Source organism: Bradyrhizobium arachidis (assembly GCF_024758505.1).
Lineage (GTDB): Bacteria > Pseudomonadota > Alphaproteobacteria > Rhizobiales > Xanthobacteraceae > Bradyrhizobium > Bradyrhizobium manausense_C.
This window is the reverse complement of the sequence record NZ_CP077970.1, coordinates 4,666,115-4,683,641: the sequence shown is the minus strand read 5'-3', so window position 1 is coordinate 4,683,641 and position 17,527 is coordinate 4,666,115. Positions and strand designations below refer to the sequence as shown.

22 protein-coding genes are annotated in these 17,527 nt (G+C 64.2%); 11 read left to right on the top strand and 11 right to left on the bottom strand.

Annotation, left to right across the window (positions count from 1 at the left end):
* Positions 1-11: 11 nt before the first annotated feature.
* Positions 12-1,007: a hypothetical protein gene (locus KUF59_RS21605; RefSeq protein WP_212459565.1), complete on the bottom strand. Its 996-nt coding sequence runs from the start codon at positions 1,005-1,007 to the stop codon at positions 12-14.
* A 100-nt stretch (positions 1,008-1,107) separates the two neighbouring features.
* On the bottom strand, positions 1,108-1,698 hold the full coding sequence (locus tag KUF59_RS21600) for a L,D-transpeptidase (protein WP_212459646.1): 591 nt from the start codon (positions 1,696-1,698) through the stop codon (positions 1,108-1,110).
* A gap of 317 nt (positions 1,699-2,015) precedes the next feature.
* On the opposite strand from KUF59_RS21600, the gene KUF59_RS21595 reads away from it, so the two are divergent.
* The 3 genes from KUF59_RS21595 to KUF59_RS21585 all read left to right on the top strand — a co-directional run bounded on the left by KUF59_RS21595 (position 2,016) and on the right by KUF59_RS21585 (position 3,938).
* Positions 2,016-3,041 (top strand): hypothetical protein, encoded by a 1,026-nt coding sequence (locus KUF59_RS21595; protein ID WP_212459564.1) that lies wholly within the window; start codon positions 2,016-2,018, stop codon positions 3,039-3,041.
* Positions 3,042-3,127: 86 nt separating this feature from the next.
* Complete coding sequence (locus KUF59_RS21590) at positions 3,128-3,388, top strand: hypothetical protein (RefSeq protein ID WP_212459563.1); 261 nt, start codon at positions 3,128-3,130, stop codon at positions 3,386-3,388.
* Positions 3,389-3,701: 313 nt separating this feature from the next.
* Complete coding sequence (locus KUF59_RS21585) at positions 3,702-3,938, top strand: DUF6894 family protein (RefSeq protein WP_212459562.1); 237 nt, start codon at positions 3,702-3,704, stop codon at positions 3,936-3,938.
* A 59-nt stretch (positions 3,939-3,997) separates the two neighbouring features.
* On the opposite strand, the gene KUF59_RS21580 is transcribed toward KUF59_RS21585, so the two are convergent.
* Positions 3,998-4,783: an SDR family NAD(P)-dependent oxidoreductase gene (locus tag KUF59_RS21580; protein WP_212459561.1), complete on the bottom strand. Its 786-nt coding sequence runs from the start codon at positions 4,781-4,783 to the stop codon at positions 3,998-4,000.
* Positions 4,784-4,919: 136 nt separating this feature from the next.
* Here KUF59_RS21580 and KUF59_RS21575 point away from each other — a divergent pair, with 136 nt between their 5' ends.
* The 3 genes from KUF59_RS21575 to KUF59_RS21565 all read left to right on the top strand — a co-directional run bounded on the left by KUF59_RS21575 (position 4,920) and on the right by KUF59_RS21565 (position 6,865).
* Entirely contained in the window at positions 4,920-5,297 is a 378-nt protein-coding gene (locus KUF59_RS21575) for a hypothetical protein (protein ID WP_212459560.1), read from the top strand.
* 84 nt (positions 5,298-5,381) lie between these two features.
* On the top strand, positions 5,382-6,509 hold the full coding sequence (locus KUF59_RS21570; RefSeq protein WP_212459559.1) for a hypothetical protein: 1,128 nt from the start codon (positions 5,382-5,384) through the stop codon (positions 6,507-6,509).
* A 113-nt stretch (positions 6,510-6,622) separates the two neighbouring features.
* Positions 6,623-6,865 (top strand): hypothetical protein, encoded by a 243-nt coding sequence (locus KUF59_RS21565; RefSeq protein WP_212459558.1) that lies wholly within the window; start codon positions 6,623-6,625, stop codon positions 6,863-6,865.
* Between the two features lie 106 nt (positions 6,866-6,971).
* Here KUF59_RS21565 and KUF59_RS21560 read toward each other — a convergent pair whose 3' ends face one another.
* The 5 genes from KUF59_RS21560 to minC all read right to left on the bottom strand — a co-directional run bounded on the left by KUF59_RS21560 (position 6,972) and on the right by minC (position 10,304).
* Positions 6,972-7,157, bottom strand: a complete 186-nt coding sequence (locus KUF59_RS21560) for a hypothetical protein (protein WP_212459557.1) — start codon at positions 7,155-7,157, stop codon at positions 6,972-6,974.
* Positions 7,158-7,257: 100 nt separating this feature from the next.
* The gene (locus KUF59_RS21555; protein ID WP_249140467.1) at positions 7,258-8,274 is read right to left on the bottom strand and encodes a linear amide C-N hydrolase; all 1,017 of its coding nucleotides are present in this window, start codon (positions 8,272-8,274) and stop codon (positions 7,258-7,260) included.
* A gap of 213 nt (positions 8,275-8,487) precedes the next feature.
* Positions 8,488-8,769 (bottom strand): cell division topological specificity factor MinE, encoded by a 282-nt coding sequence (gene minE / locus KUF59_RS21550; protein ID WP_212459555.1) that lies wholly within the window; start codon positions 8,767-8,769, stop codon positions 8,488-8,490.
* Positions 8,766-9,581 carry a septum site-determining protein MinD gene (minD, locus tag KUF59_RS21545; protein ID WP_212459554.1) on the bottom strand — a complete coding sequence of 272 codons (816 nt, stop codon included), beginning with the start codon at positions 9,579-9,581 and terminating at the stop codon, positions 8,766-8,768. The genes minE and minD overlap by 4 nt, the downstream gene beginning before the upstream one ends.
* Before the next feature lie 21 nt (positions 9,582-9,602).
* Positions 9,603-10,304 (bottom strand): septum site-determining protein MinC, encoded by a 702-nt coding sequence (minC, locus tag KUF59_RS21540; protein WP_212459553.1) that lies wholly within the window; start codon positions 10,302-10,304, stop codon positions 9,603-9,605.
* Positions 10,305-10,693: 389 nt separating this feature from the next.
* On the opposite strand from minC, the gene KUF59_RS21535 reads away from it, so the two are divergent.
* The 5 genes from KUF59_RS21535 (at position 10,694) to KUF59_RS21515 (ending at position 14,860) form a co-directional block, all read left to right on the top strand.
* Positions 10,694-11,119, top strand: a complete 426-nt coding sequence (locus tag KUF59_RS21535; RefSeq protein WP_212459552.1) for a DUF2147 domain-containing protein — start codon at positions 10,694-10,696, stop codon at positions 11,117-11,119.
* A 199-nt stretch (positions 11,120-11,318) separates the two neighbouring features.
* Positions 11,319-12,149, top strand: a complete 831-nt coding sequence (locus KUF59_RS21530; protein WP_212459551.1) for an oxidoreductase — start codon at positions 11,319-11,321, stop codon at positions 12,147-12,149.
* A gap of 16 nt (positions 12,150-12,165) precedes the next feature.
* Positions 12,166-13,182 (top strand): AraC family transcriptional regulator, encoded by a 1,017-nt coding sequence (locus KUF59_RS21525; RefSeq protein WP_212459550.1) that lies wholly within the window; start codon positions 12,166-12,168, stop codon positions 13,180-13,182.
* 176 nt (positions 13,183-13,358) lie between these two features.
* Positions 13,359-14,207 (top strand): SDR family NAD(P)-dependent oxidoreductase, encoded by an 849-nt coding sequence (locus KUF59_RS21520; RefSeq protein WP_212459645.1) that lies wholly within the window; start codon positions 13,359-13,361, stop codon positions 14,205-14,207.
* 65 nt (positions 14,208-14,272) lie between these two features.
* Positions 14,273-14,860 (top strand): class I SAM-dependent methyltransferase, encoded by a 588-nt coding sequence (locus KUF59_RS21515; RefSeq protein ID WP_212459549.1) that lies wholly within the window; start codon positions 14,273-14,275, stop codon positions 14,858-14,860.
* An 8-nt stretch (positions 14,861-14,868) separates the two neighbouring features.
* On the opposite strand, the gene KUF59_RS21510 is transcribed toward KUF59_RS21515, so the two are convergent.
* The 3 genes from KUF59_RS21510 to KUF59_RS21500 all read right to left on the bottom strand — a co-directional run bounded on the left by KUF59_RS21510 (position 14,869) and on the right by KUF59_RS21500 (position 17,489).
* Positions 14,869-16,365, bottom strand: coding sequence for a helicase HerA domain-containing protein (locus KUF59_RS21510; protein WP_212459548.1), 1,497 nt, complete (start codon positions 16,363-16,365; stop codon positions 14,869-14,871).
* Positions 16,366-16,478: 113 nt separating this feature from the next.
* Positions 16,479-16,988 carry an SMI1/KNR4 family protein gene (locus KUF59_RS21505; protein WP_212459547.1) on the bottom strand — a complete coding sequence of 170 codons (510 nt, stop codon included), beginning with the start codon at positions 16,986-16,988 and terminating at the stop codon, positions 16,479-16,481.
* A 243-nt stretch (positions 16,989-17,231) separates the two neighbouring features.
* A complete protein-coding gene (locus KUF59_RS21500; RefSeq protein ID WP_212404009.1) occupies positions 17,232-17,489 on the bottom strand; it encodes a hypothetical protein in 258 nt (85 codons plus the stop codon).
* Between the last annotated feature and the right edge of the window lie 38 nt (positions 17,490-17,527).

Here is a 17,527-nt window from a genome sequence, read left to right as displayed (position 1 = left end):
CTCCGTCGCGATCAGTTGCTGAGGATCACGCCGTGCTGGCGCCGTGACGGATGATCGGCGCCGACCAGTGCGGCGGGGTCGCTCGCGATCACGGCCTCGGGCAGCGGCACCGGCTCGAGGCCGGCGAAACGGCGATAGAGCGCGCCCATGATCGCGCCGGTGACCGCCGCAGGCACCAGGAGAACGGCGACCAGCGGCGACAGCAGCGTGAGCAGGAGGATGCAGGTGAACGCCATGGCGGCTCCGATCGCCGCGTAGTCGAGCGCGCGATGCCGGCCCATGGCGCGGGCGATGTGATGCATGCACAGCGCGAAGATGGTCGAGGGAATGGCCGTCACCACCAGCATTGTCAGGAACGTCTGCGCAGGGATGACGGCTGCGAAGATATGCGCGGCGCTCTTGTCGGAGAAGCCGTGCAGCAGCAACGGCAACAGCGTGTAGGGCACCAGAGTCGCCAGGGCCGCCGGCAGCACTGCGGCAATCGCAATTCCGGCGACCGAGGTGCGCACCCGGACGGGCCCATCGAAGACCAGTGCAGGCGCCGGGCTTGCAGGTGAATCTGCCCCTGCAGAGGACGCGGCTCGCGGCGCGCCCGCAACGACGCTGAGACCAGCGAACTGCCCATAGAGAAATCCACAGATCATTCCCGCAAGGGTCGGCAACAGGCCGATGGTCACCACCGTGCCGTCGCCGGGCGCGGCGAGCTCGAGATGGTTGCGGATCGCAATGCCGTAGCTGATCGCGGCCATCACGCCGCCCATCAGCGAATAGGCAAGCCGGCTGGAGATCGTCCACTGCCGCAGCATGAAATGTCCGGCGAACAGCAGGCCGGCGTTCAGCGCCATGCGCTCGGCGTAAAAGACGAGAATCTGGTCGGGCGTCGGCACGCCCACGGGGTCCGTCACCTGCGCGCCCGCCAGGGCAAAGACGAGCAGCACGGCTTCAACCAGAGCCAGCGGGATCAGCGCGACAAAAAGCGCGCGCGGCGAATTCTTGACGATGTGCATGCGAGCAACCCCTTCTCGCTTGCACGCTAGACGCGAGTCGTTACGGGCGACGCAAAGGATTGGATAAAATTGTCGGCGACGAACCCGCCACGGGTTCCCCTCACCCGCGCCAGCGCGATCCGGTCGCGGCCGCCGCCGCCGGTGGCAGCACCACCACCATCGAACCCGCCTTCACCCGGTCGTAGAGGTCGATGACGTCCTCGTTGCGCATCCGGATGCAGCCCGATGAAATCGCCTGCCCGATATATTCCGGCTGATTGGTGCCGTGGATGCGATAGAGCGTGTCCTTGTTGCCGGCGTAGAGATAGAGCGCACGGGCGCCGAGCGGGTTTGCCGGGCCGCCGGGAACGCGCGCCGGATAGGGCCCGAGGCGCGCCTGGATCTCCGCCGTCGGAATCCAATCCGGCCACTCCGCCATCCGGCCGACTCGCGCGACGCCGGAGAACGCCATCGCCTCTTCGCCGACGGCCACGCCATAGCGAATCGCCTTGCCGTCCGGCAGCACGTAGTAGAGATAGCGCGCATCCGTATCGACCAGGATCGTGCCGGGCTGCTCCTTGCGCGAATAGTCGACGATATGCCGCTGATATTGCTCGGGCACGCTCGCCTGCGCGTAAGGCGTATGCGCCAGCAACTGCCGGTCACGCGGCGTCATGCTGGCGCTGGATGAGGGCGAAAGGGTCGCTTGCATGCAGCCGCCCAGCGGCAGCAACGCCGCCAGCAGCCCTGCCAAAAGGGACTTTTGCACCGCCTGCCTCCAGTGCAGATTGGAACGAAATCATACTGCCCAAATCGTGCAAAAAAGATGGCAATGGGCGTGGAACACTTAGACGTGTTCAATAAATTCGGGTTCCCTGACGTCCGGCAAATTACGGCCCCACACTCTCCTTCCCTTCGCCTTGCTTTGGTCAAACCCGGCTGGAGTCGTGCTGTCAGGGACAGAGGTCGGCTGACCTCATTTCAATCGGCTCGCGCGAATGCGGACGATCAGGCTTTAGGGGAGCTTCGATGCTCGCGACGCTGAACAGCAAGCAAATCGTCGATGAAATCGTCAAGGACATTGCCAAGGATGTGGCCAAGGACGCGGTCAAGGATGGGGCGAAGGAAGTCGTGAAGGACAACGATCCGCACGACGCGTTCAAGATCTTGCCCGACATCGTGCGCGCCTCGCGCCCCGATGCGGACGCGGCGACGCTCGCGCCCGATCCGACGGTGAGAGCCGAACCAAAGATCGCCGAACCAAAGGTCAGCGTGACACCCGTATTCCCCACTGCCGCGCCGTCGGTCGATACGGCGGTGCGTGAAGCGGCGAACGATCTTCGGGTCACCCGCAAGCGTTCGCGGGTCGGCAGATGGCTTGCGGGGGCGTCGCTCAGCATGCTGTTCGCCGCGGGCAGCGCGGCCGCCACCATCGCCTGGCAGGCGCATGGCGACACCGCAAAGGAGATGATTGCCGCCTGGGTGCCGACGCTGACCGCCTCGCAGGCAACGCCCGCCGCCGCCGAGCAACCTGCCGCGTCCGAGACTCAGGTGGCCGCGGTGGATCAACCCGCGGCAGCACCCGCCGAGCCGCCTCAGGACACGACCCCAGTGGCACCGGCAGCAGCTGCACCAGTAGCAGTAGCAGTAGCACCAGCAGAGGCGCCGCAGGCATTGCAATCGATGACGCGCGATCTCGCCGCGATGGGACAGCAGATCGAGCAATTGAAAGCGACGATTGCAGAGCTGAAAGCGGGTCAGGAGCAGATGGCCCGCGAGATGGCGAAGGCGTCGGCACCGAAACCTGCCGAAGCAAAGATCGTCGATCCCCGCGCCAGGGTCTCCGCTCTCCCGCCGAAGCCGACCGCAACGGCGGTGCCGCCGGTGCGGAAGCCGAAGCCGGCCTACACGTCGGCATATGCCCCGAGTTATGCGCCGATGCCGATCGCGCCGCCGCCCTCGCAGGCGGCCGCCATTCCCCCGCCGCCGGCGCCGACGCAGGCCGTCGCCGATGATGACGGGCCGGTGGTGCGGCCGCCGATGCCGGTACGGTAAAGCGCGACTGAACCGATCAGGGCGCGTTCGACACAAAGGCAGAGGCCCGCGGCATTCCGCAAGCGGTCCTCTGGTCCAATGTTGTGATGACGACCCGACGCTTGATCTCGAATGCGTGGCTGGCGGCACCGCCGCTCGTCATGCTGCTTGCAACGGTGGTTGCGTTCACGCTGATCGGCCTCGCAAGCGCGATCATCGCGCGCATCGCAGGCACTCAGGCGTCGGATAATTTCGTCGCCGACGTCATGACGCTGTTCGGCATGCTCGTGTTGTTCACGCCGCTGGCCATCGCGCTCTACGCACTCGTCGCATTGGCGCGATGGATGCTGGCGCGAAGGCCGCAGTAGACGTTTCCTGAGTCGGCGCGCGGCGTTAATCCCGGGCGACTACGGTGAGCGCCATGCGCAAAGAGAAAAGGCCGCCGGGATCTATGCCGACGGCCTTCTCTTGCAACTGCCGGTTCCCGGAGCCCGGTTCCGTTGCAATTCCCATGCGCACAGCATCGTGCAGATATATTTAATAAAAACTTAACGAGCGCTCGTGCTGCACATGATTTTTGCGCCATAAGCACAGAGATTACGCGCGCCGTTCATTCGATAACGATCGACTCAGTGGTACGATCCCTCATGGACTTGAGGACGTTGGACTCGGGGAATTCGGATGCCTTACTACTATTTCGATCTTGTGGTTGGTGAAGAGTTCAAGAACCAGGGCGGCATTATCCTCGAAGACTTGGAGGTCGCCTCGGATCGCGCCCACCAGTTGGCGAGCGAGTTGTCGCAGGTGAAGCCCGAGCTTCAGAGCAAGGGCTGCGCGGTGCGCGTCACCGACCGCGACCATAACGAGCTCTATCGCACGCCGCTCGATCCCGTGCCGAGTTGGCAACGATCGAGTTAAAGCATGATCCGGAAAAGTGTGTAGCGGTTTTCCGGAAGATCATGCTCAAGCAAAAGAGCTCAACCCTCGAGCTCCGGCGGCTCGAACCAGTTCGTCAGCGACAGTCCGCCGTCGACGACGAAGGCTGCACCGGTGACATAGGCTGAAAGCTTGTTCGAGAGCACCGCGAGCGCCATCGGCGCGAGATCGTCGGCCTCGCCAAGACGACCGAGCGGGATGTGCCGCGCAAGCGAGGGATCGGCGATGAAGCCGCCTGCCGCGATCGCGCCCGGCACCAGCGCGTTGACGCGAATGTTGTAACGGCCATACGTCTTCGCGAGCTCCTTCACCAGCATCGCCATCGCCGCCTTCGCGGTCGAATAATGCGGCAGGTTGCGCGGCGTGCCCGCATGCAGCGACGTCAGGAACAGGAACGAGCCGGGCTGCTTCGCCGCGATCAGCCGTTTCGCGATCTCGCGCGACAGATGGAAGCCGGCATCGAGATTGACCGCGTGCATCTCCTGCCACGTCGTGCGATCGACCGCGAGCGCGTGATCGGCCTCCCGTCGCGGCGGCGATGCGCTGTGCACGAAATGCGTGACCTGTCCGAACGCAGCAACGGCGGTCCCAAGCAATGCGTCGCAGGATTCGAGACTGGAGAGGTCGCCGACCCAGGGCAGCGCGAGCTCGGGCCGGGCCGCGGCCTTGACCGCGGCGCTCACCCGCTCCTCGCTGACGTCGGCGAGCACCGTCCGCACGCCCTCGCCGACCAGGGCCAGCGCAATGGCGCGGCCGATGCCGTTGCCGGCGCCGGTCACAACAGCCGTATCGCGCGCAGGATCGAATGGTGTGCTCAACAGGCTCATGTCGAACTCCCGGACCAAGGCGTTCACGATAGCGCAGCCGCGCGGCCATCGACAATCCGGCAAGATCGCGCCGCGTACCCCCATTGCAGAGCGGCGCAGCGGACGCTAGCCTCCCAAAAAACGGGAGGACGTTGGAATGCGCTACGGTTTGTTGATCGCCGGCCTGCTCTTGGTTGCTGCACCCGCACAGGCTGAGCCGCGATCGGTCTATGTGACGATGGTGCTGCAAGCATTTGCCGCCAAGGTGGAATGCCCCGGCACGGATGTCGTCTATCAGGGCATGGTGCAGAAGGCGCAGGACATGCACCTTCCGGACGGCACCACCGAGAAGGTCCGCAAGGCGATCGCCTTCATGCATACCGGCGGCAAGATGGGCGAGAAGCAGGACGACGATCTGATGGCTGAGGTCGCCGTGGCGACTCAGGCAACCGACATGGATCAGCGCCGCCTCGGCATGACGAGCTGGTGCGCAACCCAGAAGGCCGCCCTCGCCGGCCTCATTCGCAACAACTAGTCCGCGCACCACGGACTGCACAGTCCGTGAACCTCGGCCCGGCCCTCCGCGTCAAATCCTGCAGAGGACATCGCGCGAGGGCCCATGCCGGCAAGCCTCAGACATCTTTGGAAGGCCGCGGCGGCGCTCGCAGCGCTGCTAGCGGCGGCTCCGTCGCCCGCCGCCTCCGCGGCACCGGCCGACAAGCCCGTCGCCGGGCAGCAGGTCCGCTTTCCGCAAGGAGCCTGGAGCGCCCTGCCCCAGACCGGTCCCGACGGCCAGGTCCGCCAATGCGTCCTGGTCGCACTGCGGCAACGCACCAACGCGAACGGCAAAGTCGATACCCGCTTTGCACTAAACATCAGCCGCGGCTCCGGCCTCGTCTTTACGATGATGGACGACGGCCTGCCGACCGAACAGGTGCTGGACGACCAGGCCGAGATCGTGATCGACGGCCGGAGCTTTCCGGCCGTTGGATTTTCGGTCGGCACCGCGTTCGCGCTTCATCCCGGCGATGCCGACGGCGCGCTCACCGCGCTCGGCAAGGCCAAGCAGGTGACGCTGCGCTCAGACGGCGCCGGCATCGATTCCGGCGCTGTTGCCATCAACCTTCCGCAGGACGCGCTGGGCTGGCTCACGCAATGCGGCAAGACCTTTGACATCGCAATCGACAAGCCGACCGATCCCAACGCGCCGGACATGCCGACACCGCGGCCGCGCTCGCCGAAGATCGCAGTCATGCAGGCCACACCGGCGGGCCCGCCAGGCATCGAGGATAAGCAGAAGATCGAAGGCTGGGACGCCTCCGAGCTGCGCAACCGCGACGGCGCCATCATGGTCTGCTTCATCCGCCGCCACTACGTCATCCCAGGCGACGGCCCCCCGCGCCGGTTCGGCACCTTCCTGATGGCGAGCCGGCTGAAGGGGTTTTCGATGATGGTGAAGGACTCCAAGCTCGATCTGCCTGATGGCACGACCATCGAAGCGACGCTGAAGGTTGGCGGCGAGCCGTTCCCGGCCTTGTCCGCCCAGGTGCTCGGTCACGACGAAATTGGCCTATTCCCGCAGCATGGTAACGCGCTTGTGGCCGCGCTCGAGAAGCGCTCCGTCTTCGAGCTCAGGGCAAGCAAGGTCGAGGACAAGTACGAATTTTCGGTCCATGGCGGCGTGATCGGCTGGCTGCGCGCCTGCGCCCGCCGCAACGGCATCTCGATCGAGCCCGCCGGGCAGTGAGACGGGCCTACGTTTTGGCAGAGTTAAGCACGCGGCGATGGAACCCGCCGCGCGGCCAATAATCGTCACAATCCTCACAAGCATGGCTGCAGCTTCTTCAAAGGAGAACATCCATGCGGATTGCCTCAGCCGCCACCGCCGCAATCATGGCGCTCGCGGCACTCACCGCGCCGGTGCTGGCGAAGAATTCCGAGACCCAGAAGGCCGAGGATAAATCGGCCGCCTCGTCCTGCAGCGCCTATCAGCAGGCGGACGACGGTTCCTGGATCCAGCTCCCGTGCAAGGAGACCGGCGAGCGCAACAACCAGACGCAAACGCAGCATCGGTCCCCAACACAGGCCGGAGACCAGCATTAGAGCCGTTTCCGTTCCGATGAAATCGGAACGCGGCTCCAGATTCTTGTTTTGACGCGTTTTCTTGACGCGAACCGGTATCCACTTCGCTCGAAAACGCTCTGAACGCTCAGCTCTGATGCGGTCCACGGATGATCTTCATGGCGTCCTCGATATGGCGCCATTCCCGTGCCTCATCCGTCTCACCTCGGCTTTCGCAGGCCTGTGCCTGGCTGGCGGCCTGGGCAATCGCTTCGAAGCCGTGCTTTTCGAGCATCTGCCGAGCGATCGTATGAATCTGAATCTCGGAGATCATGGGCGCTCTCCCATTTGACGCGTCGGAACAGCGTCGGATCGCGCAGGATCCGCCGCGGCTACCGATCAACGGCTTCGCGGAGGCCGGGTTCCCCGGGAGCTCACATCGGCAGCCCCAGGAACCTAAACGGCTCGGTGTCGCGGAAACTCGCGGTCGCATCGCCTGAGAAGGTGTGGTCCTGGTCCGGACCGAGGTCGAGCTTCCTCACCTTGCCTGTCGAAGGCGAGAAATCGATCTTCTTGAGATCGACCCAAAATGTGTTCGGCGTCAGTGCCGATTCGAAGAAGTAGAGCTTGCGCTGATGGTCGGCCACGGCGCGCCAGCGCGTCGAGGAGATGTTCGGCTCGTCCGGCGTCGTGATGCCGAACGGTACCGAGACGTTGCGGATGACGCTGAAGACGCTCGCCAGCGCGCGATTGGGATCTTCCGGCTTGGGGATCGCATTGACATAGAACTTGGCGCGCGCAAATCGGTCGGAGGCGCGGTTGGTGCCCGGCAGAAATACCGTGCCGCCGATCAGCTCCCAATAGGCGTTGAGCGCGAGCTGCTCGTCGAACACGGGCGAGTTGGTCATCACCTGGTATTTGCGATCGTGATGGATGACCTGCTTACCCCTGATATATTCGACGATCGCGCTGTCGCCGGTGGCATCGGAGATCGACAGATGCAGCGTCGCGAGCCGCTTCTCGCCCGGCACGTTGTCGGTCACGATGATGAACGGCTCCTTCTCCAACGCCTCCACGGCCTCCTGTACCGTCGCAAAATTGTCCAGCATAAATTGTGCCCAAGCCGCAATCGTGAGGCCCGGCCTGCTCTGGTCGAATTTTGGATATTCTGACTCAACCAGCCACAGGATGTTGGCGACGAGGCCGGCCTCGTTCAGCCCGTCCGTGGTGGAAAAGTCATAGCCCGATGCGATGACGCTGCCGTATTTCGATGTCCATTTCAGCGAATTCGGCCCGACTTCGCCGTTACGCGCCATGCCACGCGGGAAGATCCAGAGATTGGTCTCGACGTCGCTCCTCCAATCCATCGTCCGCGCCGTGATCACCTGATTTCCGACGCCGTGGTAGACGAGGCGCGTGCAGGACAACGCGAGGGATGGAATGCCGGCCATCGCTGCGGCAAGACCGAGCGCCGCGAAGCGTCGGCGGATGGAATTCCTCTGCTGCATGTTCCGCATCCCCGTTTCGACGATCCGAGAGAGCAACACCGATCGGTGGCAATCTAGGGTCGAAGGGCAATCCGGCAAAATCAAAATTAAGAGGGCAGTCCGCTTCGTCAGCGGACTGCCCTCACGCAGTTGATTCAAATTCTTTCGGGCCGGGCGCTATGCGACCGCCACGCGCTTGCGATCAATATCGTTGGGCACCTCGATGTCGACCTCGAGCGTCGATACCTCGTCGCCGCGTTCGAGCCGCACGACGACCTTGGTCGGGTCGAGCATCACATGCTTGGAAACCACGGCGAGAATTTCCTCACGCAGCACACCGAGCAGATCGGGCTGACCGCGCATTCCGCGTTCATGCGCCAGCAGGATCTGCAGCCGCTCGCGAGCGACCGGTGCAGACGCCTTCTTGCCGCGCAGAAGCCGGAGCAGACCCATGCTCATGCCGCCCTCCGTCGCAAGAGGCGATCCATGAAGCCTTTTCTCTCCGAGGGCACGGACATCCGGATGTTTTCGCCACACAACCGCTTTGCCGCGTCCATGTAGGCCCGCGCGGGCGCACCGTCCGCATTGGACAGTGTCACGGGCGTACCGACGTTGGAGGCCTTCAGCACGTCCTGGCTTTCGGGGATGATGCCCAGCAAGGGCGTCGCCAGGATCTCGAGGATGTCGTCGATGGTCAGCATCTCGCCGCGCGAGGCACGCACGGGATCGTAGCGGGTGATGAGAATGTGTTTCTCGACCCGCTCGCCGCGCTCGGCCCGCACCGTCTTGGAATCGAGCATGCCGATGATGCGATCGGAGTCGCGCACCGAGGAGACTTCAGGGTTGGTGACGATCACGGCCTCGTCGGCGAAGCGCATCGCCATCGAGGCGCCGCGCTCGATGCCCGCCGGGCTGTCGCAGATCACCCAGTCGAACCGCGAGCGCAGGTCGGAGATGACGTTCCCCACGCCCTCTTCCGTCAGCGCGTCCTTGTCGCGGGTTTGGGAGGCCGGAAGCAGCCAGAGGTTCTCCAGCCGCTTGTCGCGGATCAGCGCCTGCGGGAGCTTCGCCACCCCCTGCACCACATTGATCAGGTCGAACACCACGCGGCGTTCGGCGCCCATCACGAGGTCGAGGTTGCGCAAGCCGACGTCGAAATCGACGACGACGACCTTGTCGCCGCGTTGCGCCAGCGCCGCGCCAAGGGCCGCTGTGGTCGTGGTCTTGCCGACCCCGCCCTTGCCTGATGTCACGACCAGTACCTTACTCATCTGAAATGTCTCCTTTTCTGGTCAGTTCAGTGCTGTAATTCGCATGGTATTGCCCTGTAGCCAGGCCTGGGCCGGCTTGCCGCGCAAGGCGGCGTCGATGTCGTCCGCGGTCTGGTAAAATCCATCAATTGCAAGCAGTTCAGCCTCGATCTTCTGACAATAGATACGCGCGGAGGAGTGTCCGTTGACACCGGCCATGGCGCGTCCGCGCAGCGCGCCATAGATGTGGATGGAACCGCCCGCCACGACCTCGGCCCCGGAGCCGACCGAACCCAAGATGGTCACGTCGCCTTCCGGGAAGATCACGGTCTGACCCGAGCGGACCGGGTGCTCCAGCAGCAGCGAGGTCGGCTTGAGGTCGATCTTTGCCGCCGGCTTTTTCGGCGCGCTCTGCTCGATTGCGCAGGAGCGGCCGCCCGAGAGCAGCGGCGGCATCGCGGCAGTCAGGCGCGCCTCCTCCACCCCCTCGATGCCGAGCACGCGGATGTTGCGCTCCTGAAGGCTCGCCAGGAGATGCGTGATGCCGGACTGGCTGAGATCGACCGACGACAGGTCGACCACCACCGGGCGGCCGACGAAAAAACCCGGCGAACGCGCAATCGTCGCGTCGATCTCCTGCAGCCAGTCCACGATCGGGACCGTCGGCACGAAGACGAAAGCAACATAGGAGCGCCCGCGCAGGCGAACCAATTGGCGTTGGGGTCTTGCTGCTGCTGCCTCCATGGCGGCCGACTCGTCCTTGTTATTGAAGTGTTAATGATCGGCCCGACGTGGTTAATGGCGAGTTAATTTCTCCCGTGGGGTTACGTGGAACCCGGGGATGGCCGGTCGCCAGGGCTTTCGGGTGGGACGGCGGAGGCGCGGCTGCGTCAACACACCCGTCATTGCGACAGGGACGTCAACTCCTCGCGTCTGATGCATGCCCTTCACCCTCGATTGGCGTGTCGCGCAATTCGGCTGGCGCCTTCTGCCGCTGCCGACTCCAACACCGAAATCTACAGACACCTGCGAGACCACCGAGCGCACGGCTTGATCGCTCGCCTCCACTGCAAACCAAGGAACACAGCATGCAAACATCCCCGCTTTCCCGGCGATCCGCGATTTTCCTGCTCATGGCGACCCTGAATGTCGGATTGATGCCGATGGCGCATGGCGAGCCGCCCGTCACCGATGCCATCGTCGGGACATGGGAAGCGGACGACGGCACTGTGAAGCTCGACATGTTCAAGGCTGGAGCGGAATTCCAGGCCCGCATGCTCTACGGCAACGAGATCGTCGAAGCGGACAACGTCACCTTCAAGAAGGACGCCAATAACCCTGATCCCGCGCTGCGCTCGCGGTCGCTGAAGAACATCGTGTTCATCACGGGCTTGCGCTGGGCGGATGGCGAGTGGAGCGGCGGTTCGATCTATGACGCCTCGTCCGGCCGCACCTACAACTGCAAGGCCACCGTCAAAGACGGCAAGATGCACCTCAGAGGATATCTCGGTCTTCCGGCCATGGGGCAAACCCGCGCCTTCCACCGCGCCCGGGGCTGAACGGATTTCCGTCAGATCCGAAATCGTTTTGCCGAAGCGCGGCCCACGCCGCGCTTCTTCTTTTGGAATTCTCCTGCAATTATAATGACCTAAAAGGTTCACCGGAATTGGCGCATTGCGCAAGTCTATTGGCGCGCTCTGTTAGTCCAGTCGCCTCATGGAGGGCCCACAAGAGACACGAGAACGAAGAGAGGTTGGCATGTCGGACAAGTCAAAAAGAACCGCACTCGTGACCGGAGCCTCGTCCGGCATGGGGAAGGAAATCGCAAAGCGCCTGATCAAGGACGGCTTCCAGGTCTACGTCGCCGCGCGCAGCGTCGAGAAAATGGGCGACCTCACAAAGCTCGGCGCGAAGCCGTTGCGTATGGATGTCTCCAAGGACGCCGAGATCAAGGCGGCTGTTGACACCATCCTCGAAGAGGTCGACGGCATCGATGTGCTCGTCAACAACGCGGGGTTCGGGTTGTACGGTCCCGTTGAGGACGTCGGCATCGACGAAGCTCGGTACCAGTTCGAAGTGAACCTGTTCGGTGCCGCCCGGCTGACGCAGCTTCTGCTACCGAAGATGAGGGAAAAGCGTTCCGGCACCATCGTCAACATCACCTCGATGGGCGGCAAGATCTATACCCTGCTGGGCGCCTGGTACCACGCGACCAAGCATGCACTGGAAGGCTGGTCCGATTGTCTGCGGCTCGAACTCGCTCCGTTCGGCATCAACGTCGTCGTCGTCGAGCCCGGCCTGATCGAGACGGGATTCGGCGATGTCGTTGCCAATGGCCTGCTCCAGCGCTCGGGTGCGGGTCCGTATGCCAAGCTCACGCAAGCGGTCGCAAAATCGACGCGGGACGCCTATGGCCAGGGACGCGGCACCAACCCGAGCGTCATCGCCGACGTCGTCTCGACGGCCGTCGCAGCAGCCAAGCCGCGTACGCGCTACGTCGCTGGCAGGTACGCCTTGCCCATGATCAAAATCCGCGAATGGTTGGGCGATCGGATGTTCGACCGCGTGATCATGAGCCAGATGCGCTAAGGATCAAGACCCCGCGATGAGTGGAACGGCAGCTGACCGATGCAAGGTGCCACGGGCCTTCTGGCAGACCGTCGAGCATATCGGCGTCCCGCCGGCGGCGCTGTTGCGACAGGCCAAGCTGCCGGCCACCTTGCACCTGAATGAACAGGGGCAGGTCACCACGAACCAGTTCTTTGCTCTCTGGAAGGCTCTGGAGCAACTCAAGCCGGAGCCTGGTCTCGGTCTCAAGCTGGTCCAGCGTACCGAAACGGCCGTTCACCCCCCGTCGAGCCTGGCTGCGTTCTACGCAAGAGATTATCGCGACGGGCTGCTCCGCATCGCTCGTTTCAAGCGGCTGTGCTCGCCCGAACAGCTAAGCGTTGAACAAGGCAAGGATGAATGCATCATCAGGGCGGAGTGGCCGTACGCAAGCGAACCCGAGCCCGCGATTTCAACCGATGTGACATTCGCGTCGCTGGTCGAGCTCGGACGGCGCGGCACGGGACAGCACTTGACACCGAAGCGTGTGGAACTCGTCCGTCCTCGCCCGAAGAGCGACGCCTATCAAGACTACTTCGCGTGCCCGCTCCGCTTTGGCGCGGCACAAAACCTCCTCATCCTCAAGCCTGCCGATCTGGATCGCCCGTTCCCCGGACACAACCAGGAACTGCTCGAAATCCTTACGCCGGCGTTGGCTTCCGCGCTGGGCGAGCTACAAGCGCGCAGCTCGATCAGGGAGCAGGTCAAGGTCGTCCTCAAGAGAAGCCTGGCAAGCGGGCGACCGGACCTGTCGGAGGTGGCGCGCGACCTTGGTTTGAGCGAACGAACGCTGCAGCGGCGTATCACCGAAGAAGACACGAGCTTCCGCGACCTTCTCGTTGAGGCCCGGCAGGAACTCGGGCGGCAACTTCTGTCGGATCCGACGGCCGAGATCGACGAGGTCGCGTGCCTGCTCGGCTACCAGGATGCAAGCTCCTTCTATCGCGCTTTCCGATACTGGGAAGGCGTGACGCCCAGCCGCTGGCGAGAGCTGCACGGCAACAAAATCCACTGATCGTTCGGAGCCGAACGCTGCCGACATCAGGCGATACCGAGAGCGCCTGCCCTCCGTTCGTCCTCCATGTTCTTTGGCGCTTGCGGCAACTTCGTTGGCGCGGTTCGCCACTGCCGATCGCCCCGCCCGGCGCTACGAAAACCAGCAGACCAACTCAACTCACGAAGGGGTATCGCATGTCTGGCAAAATCTGGTTCATCACCGGAGCATCGCGCGGCTTTGGCCGTATCTGGGCCGAGGCCGCGCTCAAGCGCGGCGACAAGGTGGCGGCCACCGCCCGCATCGCGGCAGACGTGGCTGACCTTGCGGACAGCTATGGTGACGCGGTGCTCCCGATGGCACTGGACGTGACCAATGCCCAGGCAGTCCAGAGCGCCGTGGGCAGGGCTCATTTGCACTTCGGACGGCTAGACGTCGTCCTCAACAACGCGGGCTACGCGCTCGTCGGCGCGATCGAGGAAGCGAGCGAGGCCGATGTTCGCGCCGAGTTCGACACGAACTTCTTCGGCTCCCTTCGGGTCATTCAGGCCGCCCTCCCCCTGCTGCGACGGCAGCGCAGCGGCCATATCATCGGCGTGTCGAGTGTCGCCGGCGTCGTCGCCGGCCCGATCACCGGATTCTACAATGCCTCGAAATTTGCGCTCGAAGCCCTTCATGAGAGCCTGGCGCAGGAGGTCAAGAGCTTCGGGATCAAGGTCACGCTGCTCGAGCCGGGCGCCTACGCGACTGGGTTCGCCAGCATGGCTTCGCTCAGGATCTCGCCCGTCATCGAGGCCTACAGCAATACAAGGGCGGAGGTGTTTGCGGCGGGCGCCAAGCTCGCATTCGGCGACCCGCAAGCGACGGCCGATGTGATCCTGAAGATCGTGGACGCCAAGAACCCTCCGTTGCGGTTCTTCGTCGGTACGGAGGGATTGCCGCACGCCCGTGCCGTTTACGCGGAACGGCTCGCGACGTGGGAAGCGTGGGAGCTTCTTTCCAACGCAGCGCAAGGCGAAGCAAGGCCGCACAACATCGCGTCGTAGTCGTGCCAGCCGCTTTCCATGAAATGAGTCCGTTTGCTCATTGCGAACGGAAAAAGAGGACCGCGATGAACGCCAGCGCCGTTGCAGACTTTTTCCAGTTCTTCCGTTCGTATGTTTCCAATCCCTGGCAAGTCTCCGCCGTAGCGCCGTCAGGTCAGTCGCTGGCGCGCCTGATGACGCAGGAGATCGTACCCGGTGCCGGACCGGTAATCGAACTGGGGCCTGGGACCGGCATTTTCACCAAGGCGGTCATTCGGCGCGGCGTGCCGGAACGCGACTTGTTGCTCGTCGAATACGGCTCGGATTTCGTCCACCTTCTGCAAGAACGTTTTCCGAAGGCGCGCGTGCTCTGGATGGATGCACGCCAGCTCTGGCAATACGAGCCGTTCATGGCGCCTGCCGCTGCCGTCGTCAGCGGCCTCCCGCTCCTGTCGATGTCGCCGCGCAAGGTGATCGCAATCCTGACCGGCGCCTTCCGTCACATGCAGGAGGGAGGCACGCTTTATCAATTCACATACGGACCGCGCTGCCCGGTGCCGCGGCCGCTTCTCGATCGTCTTGGACTGAAGGCCAGCTTAGTCGGGCGAACGGCGCTCAACATCCCGCCGGCGTCCGTCTATCGGATCCGACGCCGGCCCCCGCGGCGCGTCTGAGCGGGAGCTCAACCCGCCCTGCTCTGCAACGCCTCCTCGGCGTTAGGGTCGCCGGGCGCCGTCGCCCAGGCGAGCTCGACGAGCGTCACGATGCGCCGGCCAGCGCCGTCGAGCTGGCAGACGATGAGCCCCTGCTCCTCGATATAGCTGAGCAGGCGCTGGGCGCGGCGCAGCGAATGCGAGCCATAGGCGCGCGCGATCGCGATATCGCTCGGGCACGGCCAGCCCTCCTTCGCGGCACGGGCGATCATCATGAAAACGCCCTGCATATCCTCCGGCAAAATCCCGGCGCGGAGCGTGACGTCCTCCCACGCCTCGTCCTCGGCGAGATCGGAGCCGAGGCCTGCGCGGGCGCGCGTCAGCATGCGGCGGAATTCACCGAGATCAGGCACATCAGAACCGAGGCCCTCGATCCGGCAGCGAACCACGAACTCCTGGTAGAGCACGCCGACGGCGCGGAATCCCGCATCCGGTTCGGCCAGGATCGCACCGAGGATGCCATCCACTCGCTCGCGCCGCTCGGCAAGTTGCTCGGCGCTGACGGGGATTTCGATCGCCTCGGAACGAATCTCGGTCGCAGCAGCCTTCGCCGCCCTCAATTGATCGAGAAGATCAGGCGACGGCCGGCGCTGAGGGCGGCCGGCCTCGGGCGGCGGGGCCGCCAAGATCACGGCACGCGCATCCTCGAGTGCCGCTTCGGGGAGCGGCATAAGCTTCGGGCTGGCATTGCGCGCGCGCGTGTCGGTCGAACCGATGCGCAGGCCGAGTGGACGGCGCGACAGCGCCGGGCCAAGCGCCATGAATTGTCCGCGCTCGAGGTCGCGGAAGGCCTCGGCCTGTCGCCGCTCCATGCCGAGCAGATCGGCGGCGCGCGCCATGTCGATATCGAGGAAGGTCCGGCCCATCAGGAAATTGGACGCCTCGGCCGCAACGTTCTTGGCGAGCTTTGCCAGGCGTTGGGTTGCGATGACGCCGGCGAGGCCGCGCTTGCGGCCGCGGCACATCAGATTGGTCATGGCGCCGAGCGAGAGTTTTCGCGCTTCGTCCGACACTTCGCCCGCAACCGCCGGCGCAAAGAGCTGGGCTTCGTCGACCACGACGAGCATCGGGTACCAGTGGTCACGCTCGACGTCGAAGAGACCGCTGAGAAAAGCGGCGGCGCGGCGCATCTGATTCTCGGCGTCCAGCCCTTCGAGGTTGAGCACGGTCGAGACGCGGTGGATGCGCGCCCGCTCGCCCGCGACCTGGAGGCCCCGCTCGGTATGGTCCTCGGCATCGATCACGAGGTGACCAAAAGCCTCGCTCAGCGTCACGAAGTCGCCTTCGGGATCGATGATGGCCTGCTGCACCCAGGCGGCGCTCTGTTCCAGCAGCCGCCGCAGCAGATGGGATTTGCCGGAACCTGAATTGCCCTGCACCAGGAGGCGGGTCGCAAGCAACTCCTCGAGGTCGAGAGTCGCGGGGGCGCCGGCGCTCGTGTGCCCCATCTCGATCGCAACGGTCATATTCCGACTCAAACTCTCCCCCAGCGGAGAGCGGGATTAACAACCCGATCGGGGCCCGTCGAGCGCAACAAGGGCCGGCAATGGCGTCGTCCACACGGCCGTACGCAGGCGAATCAGGCCGCGTCGCCGTCCTCGTAGAGTCCAGCGATGAATTCGCTGAATGATGGCGCGAGCGGCAAGACATAGCCCCAATTATCCGACATCGCCTCGGCCAGGGTCCATGGCTTGTCGTACTCGGCGACTTCGTGGTCGACGAACCAGATCTGGCCAAAATGCGCGGGATCGATCGTCATGCAGATGGGGTTGCCGCCGTGATCGCACATGATCCAGAGCAGCTCGTCCACGGTCGGCCATTGCGGCGTCGTGCGCACCTGGAGCAGCGAACTGTCGGGATTGTCCTGCCGCAATCCGCCGACCATCTGGACGGCACCGGCCCAATCCCCGTGCGGCCAGTTGAAGTCCGCAGGGCCTTCGCAATAGCCGCCGGCGCAGGTTAGCAGGAACAGGCGATAGTCTTCCGGCAATCGGCAGCCGATCCGCGTCTCAAACTCCTCCAGCGCCGCCGCCGTCGGTTTTGGCGCGTCGCCGCAGTCGATACCGGAAATGAATTTTGCGAGGTCCATGCGACACGCTCCCTGCCCAATGATGGTCCGGGTGTTCGTCGCAGTGATGCGGAATGTGGTTCGAGATTTCGCCGGGGTGAGGACGAAGCCCGTGCCAACCCGTCATCCTGAGGTGCGAGTGCGCGGCGCAAATGCGCCGTGCGGGAGCCTCGAAGGATGAACGGCCCCGATGCAGCCGGGCCGTCGCCCTTCGAGGGCCGCTGAAGAAGCGGCCACCTCAGGGTGACGGTGACAGACCCGTACTCACAGCAGCTTCGCGCTCACGAACAGCGCGCGGACGGCATTCGTCGCCTGCACCGAGAGCATCGCGTTCTCGGCGGCGCCTTCGAGCGCTGCGACAGCCTCGTCATGCAGCGTGCGGAATTCCATCCACTCGACCGAGTTGAAATTGGTGAGGAACTGATAAGCTTGGCCGACGGTCGCAATCGCCAGCGTGTCGCCGTTCAGGCGGATCTTGAACGTGGTGCGCAGCGGGGTTTCGGAATTGGACGGATCGCTCATACGCTGCTTCTGGAGGAGGACGGCTTAACGAAACGACA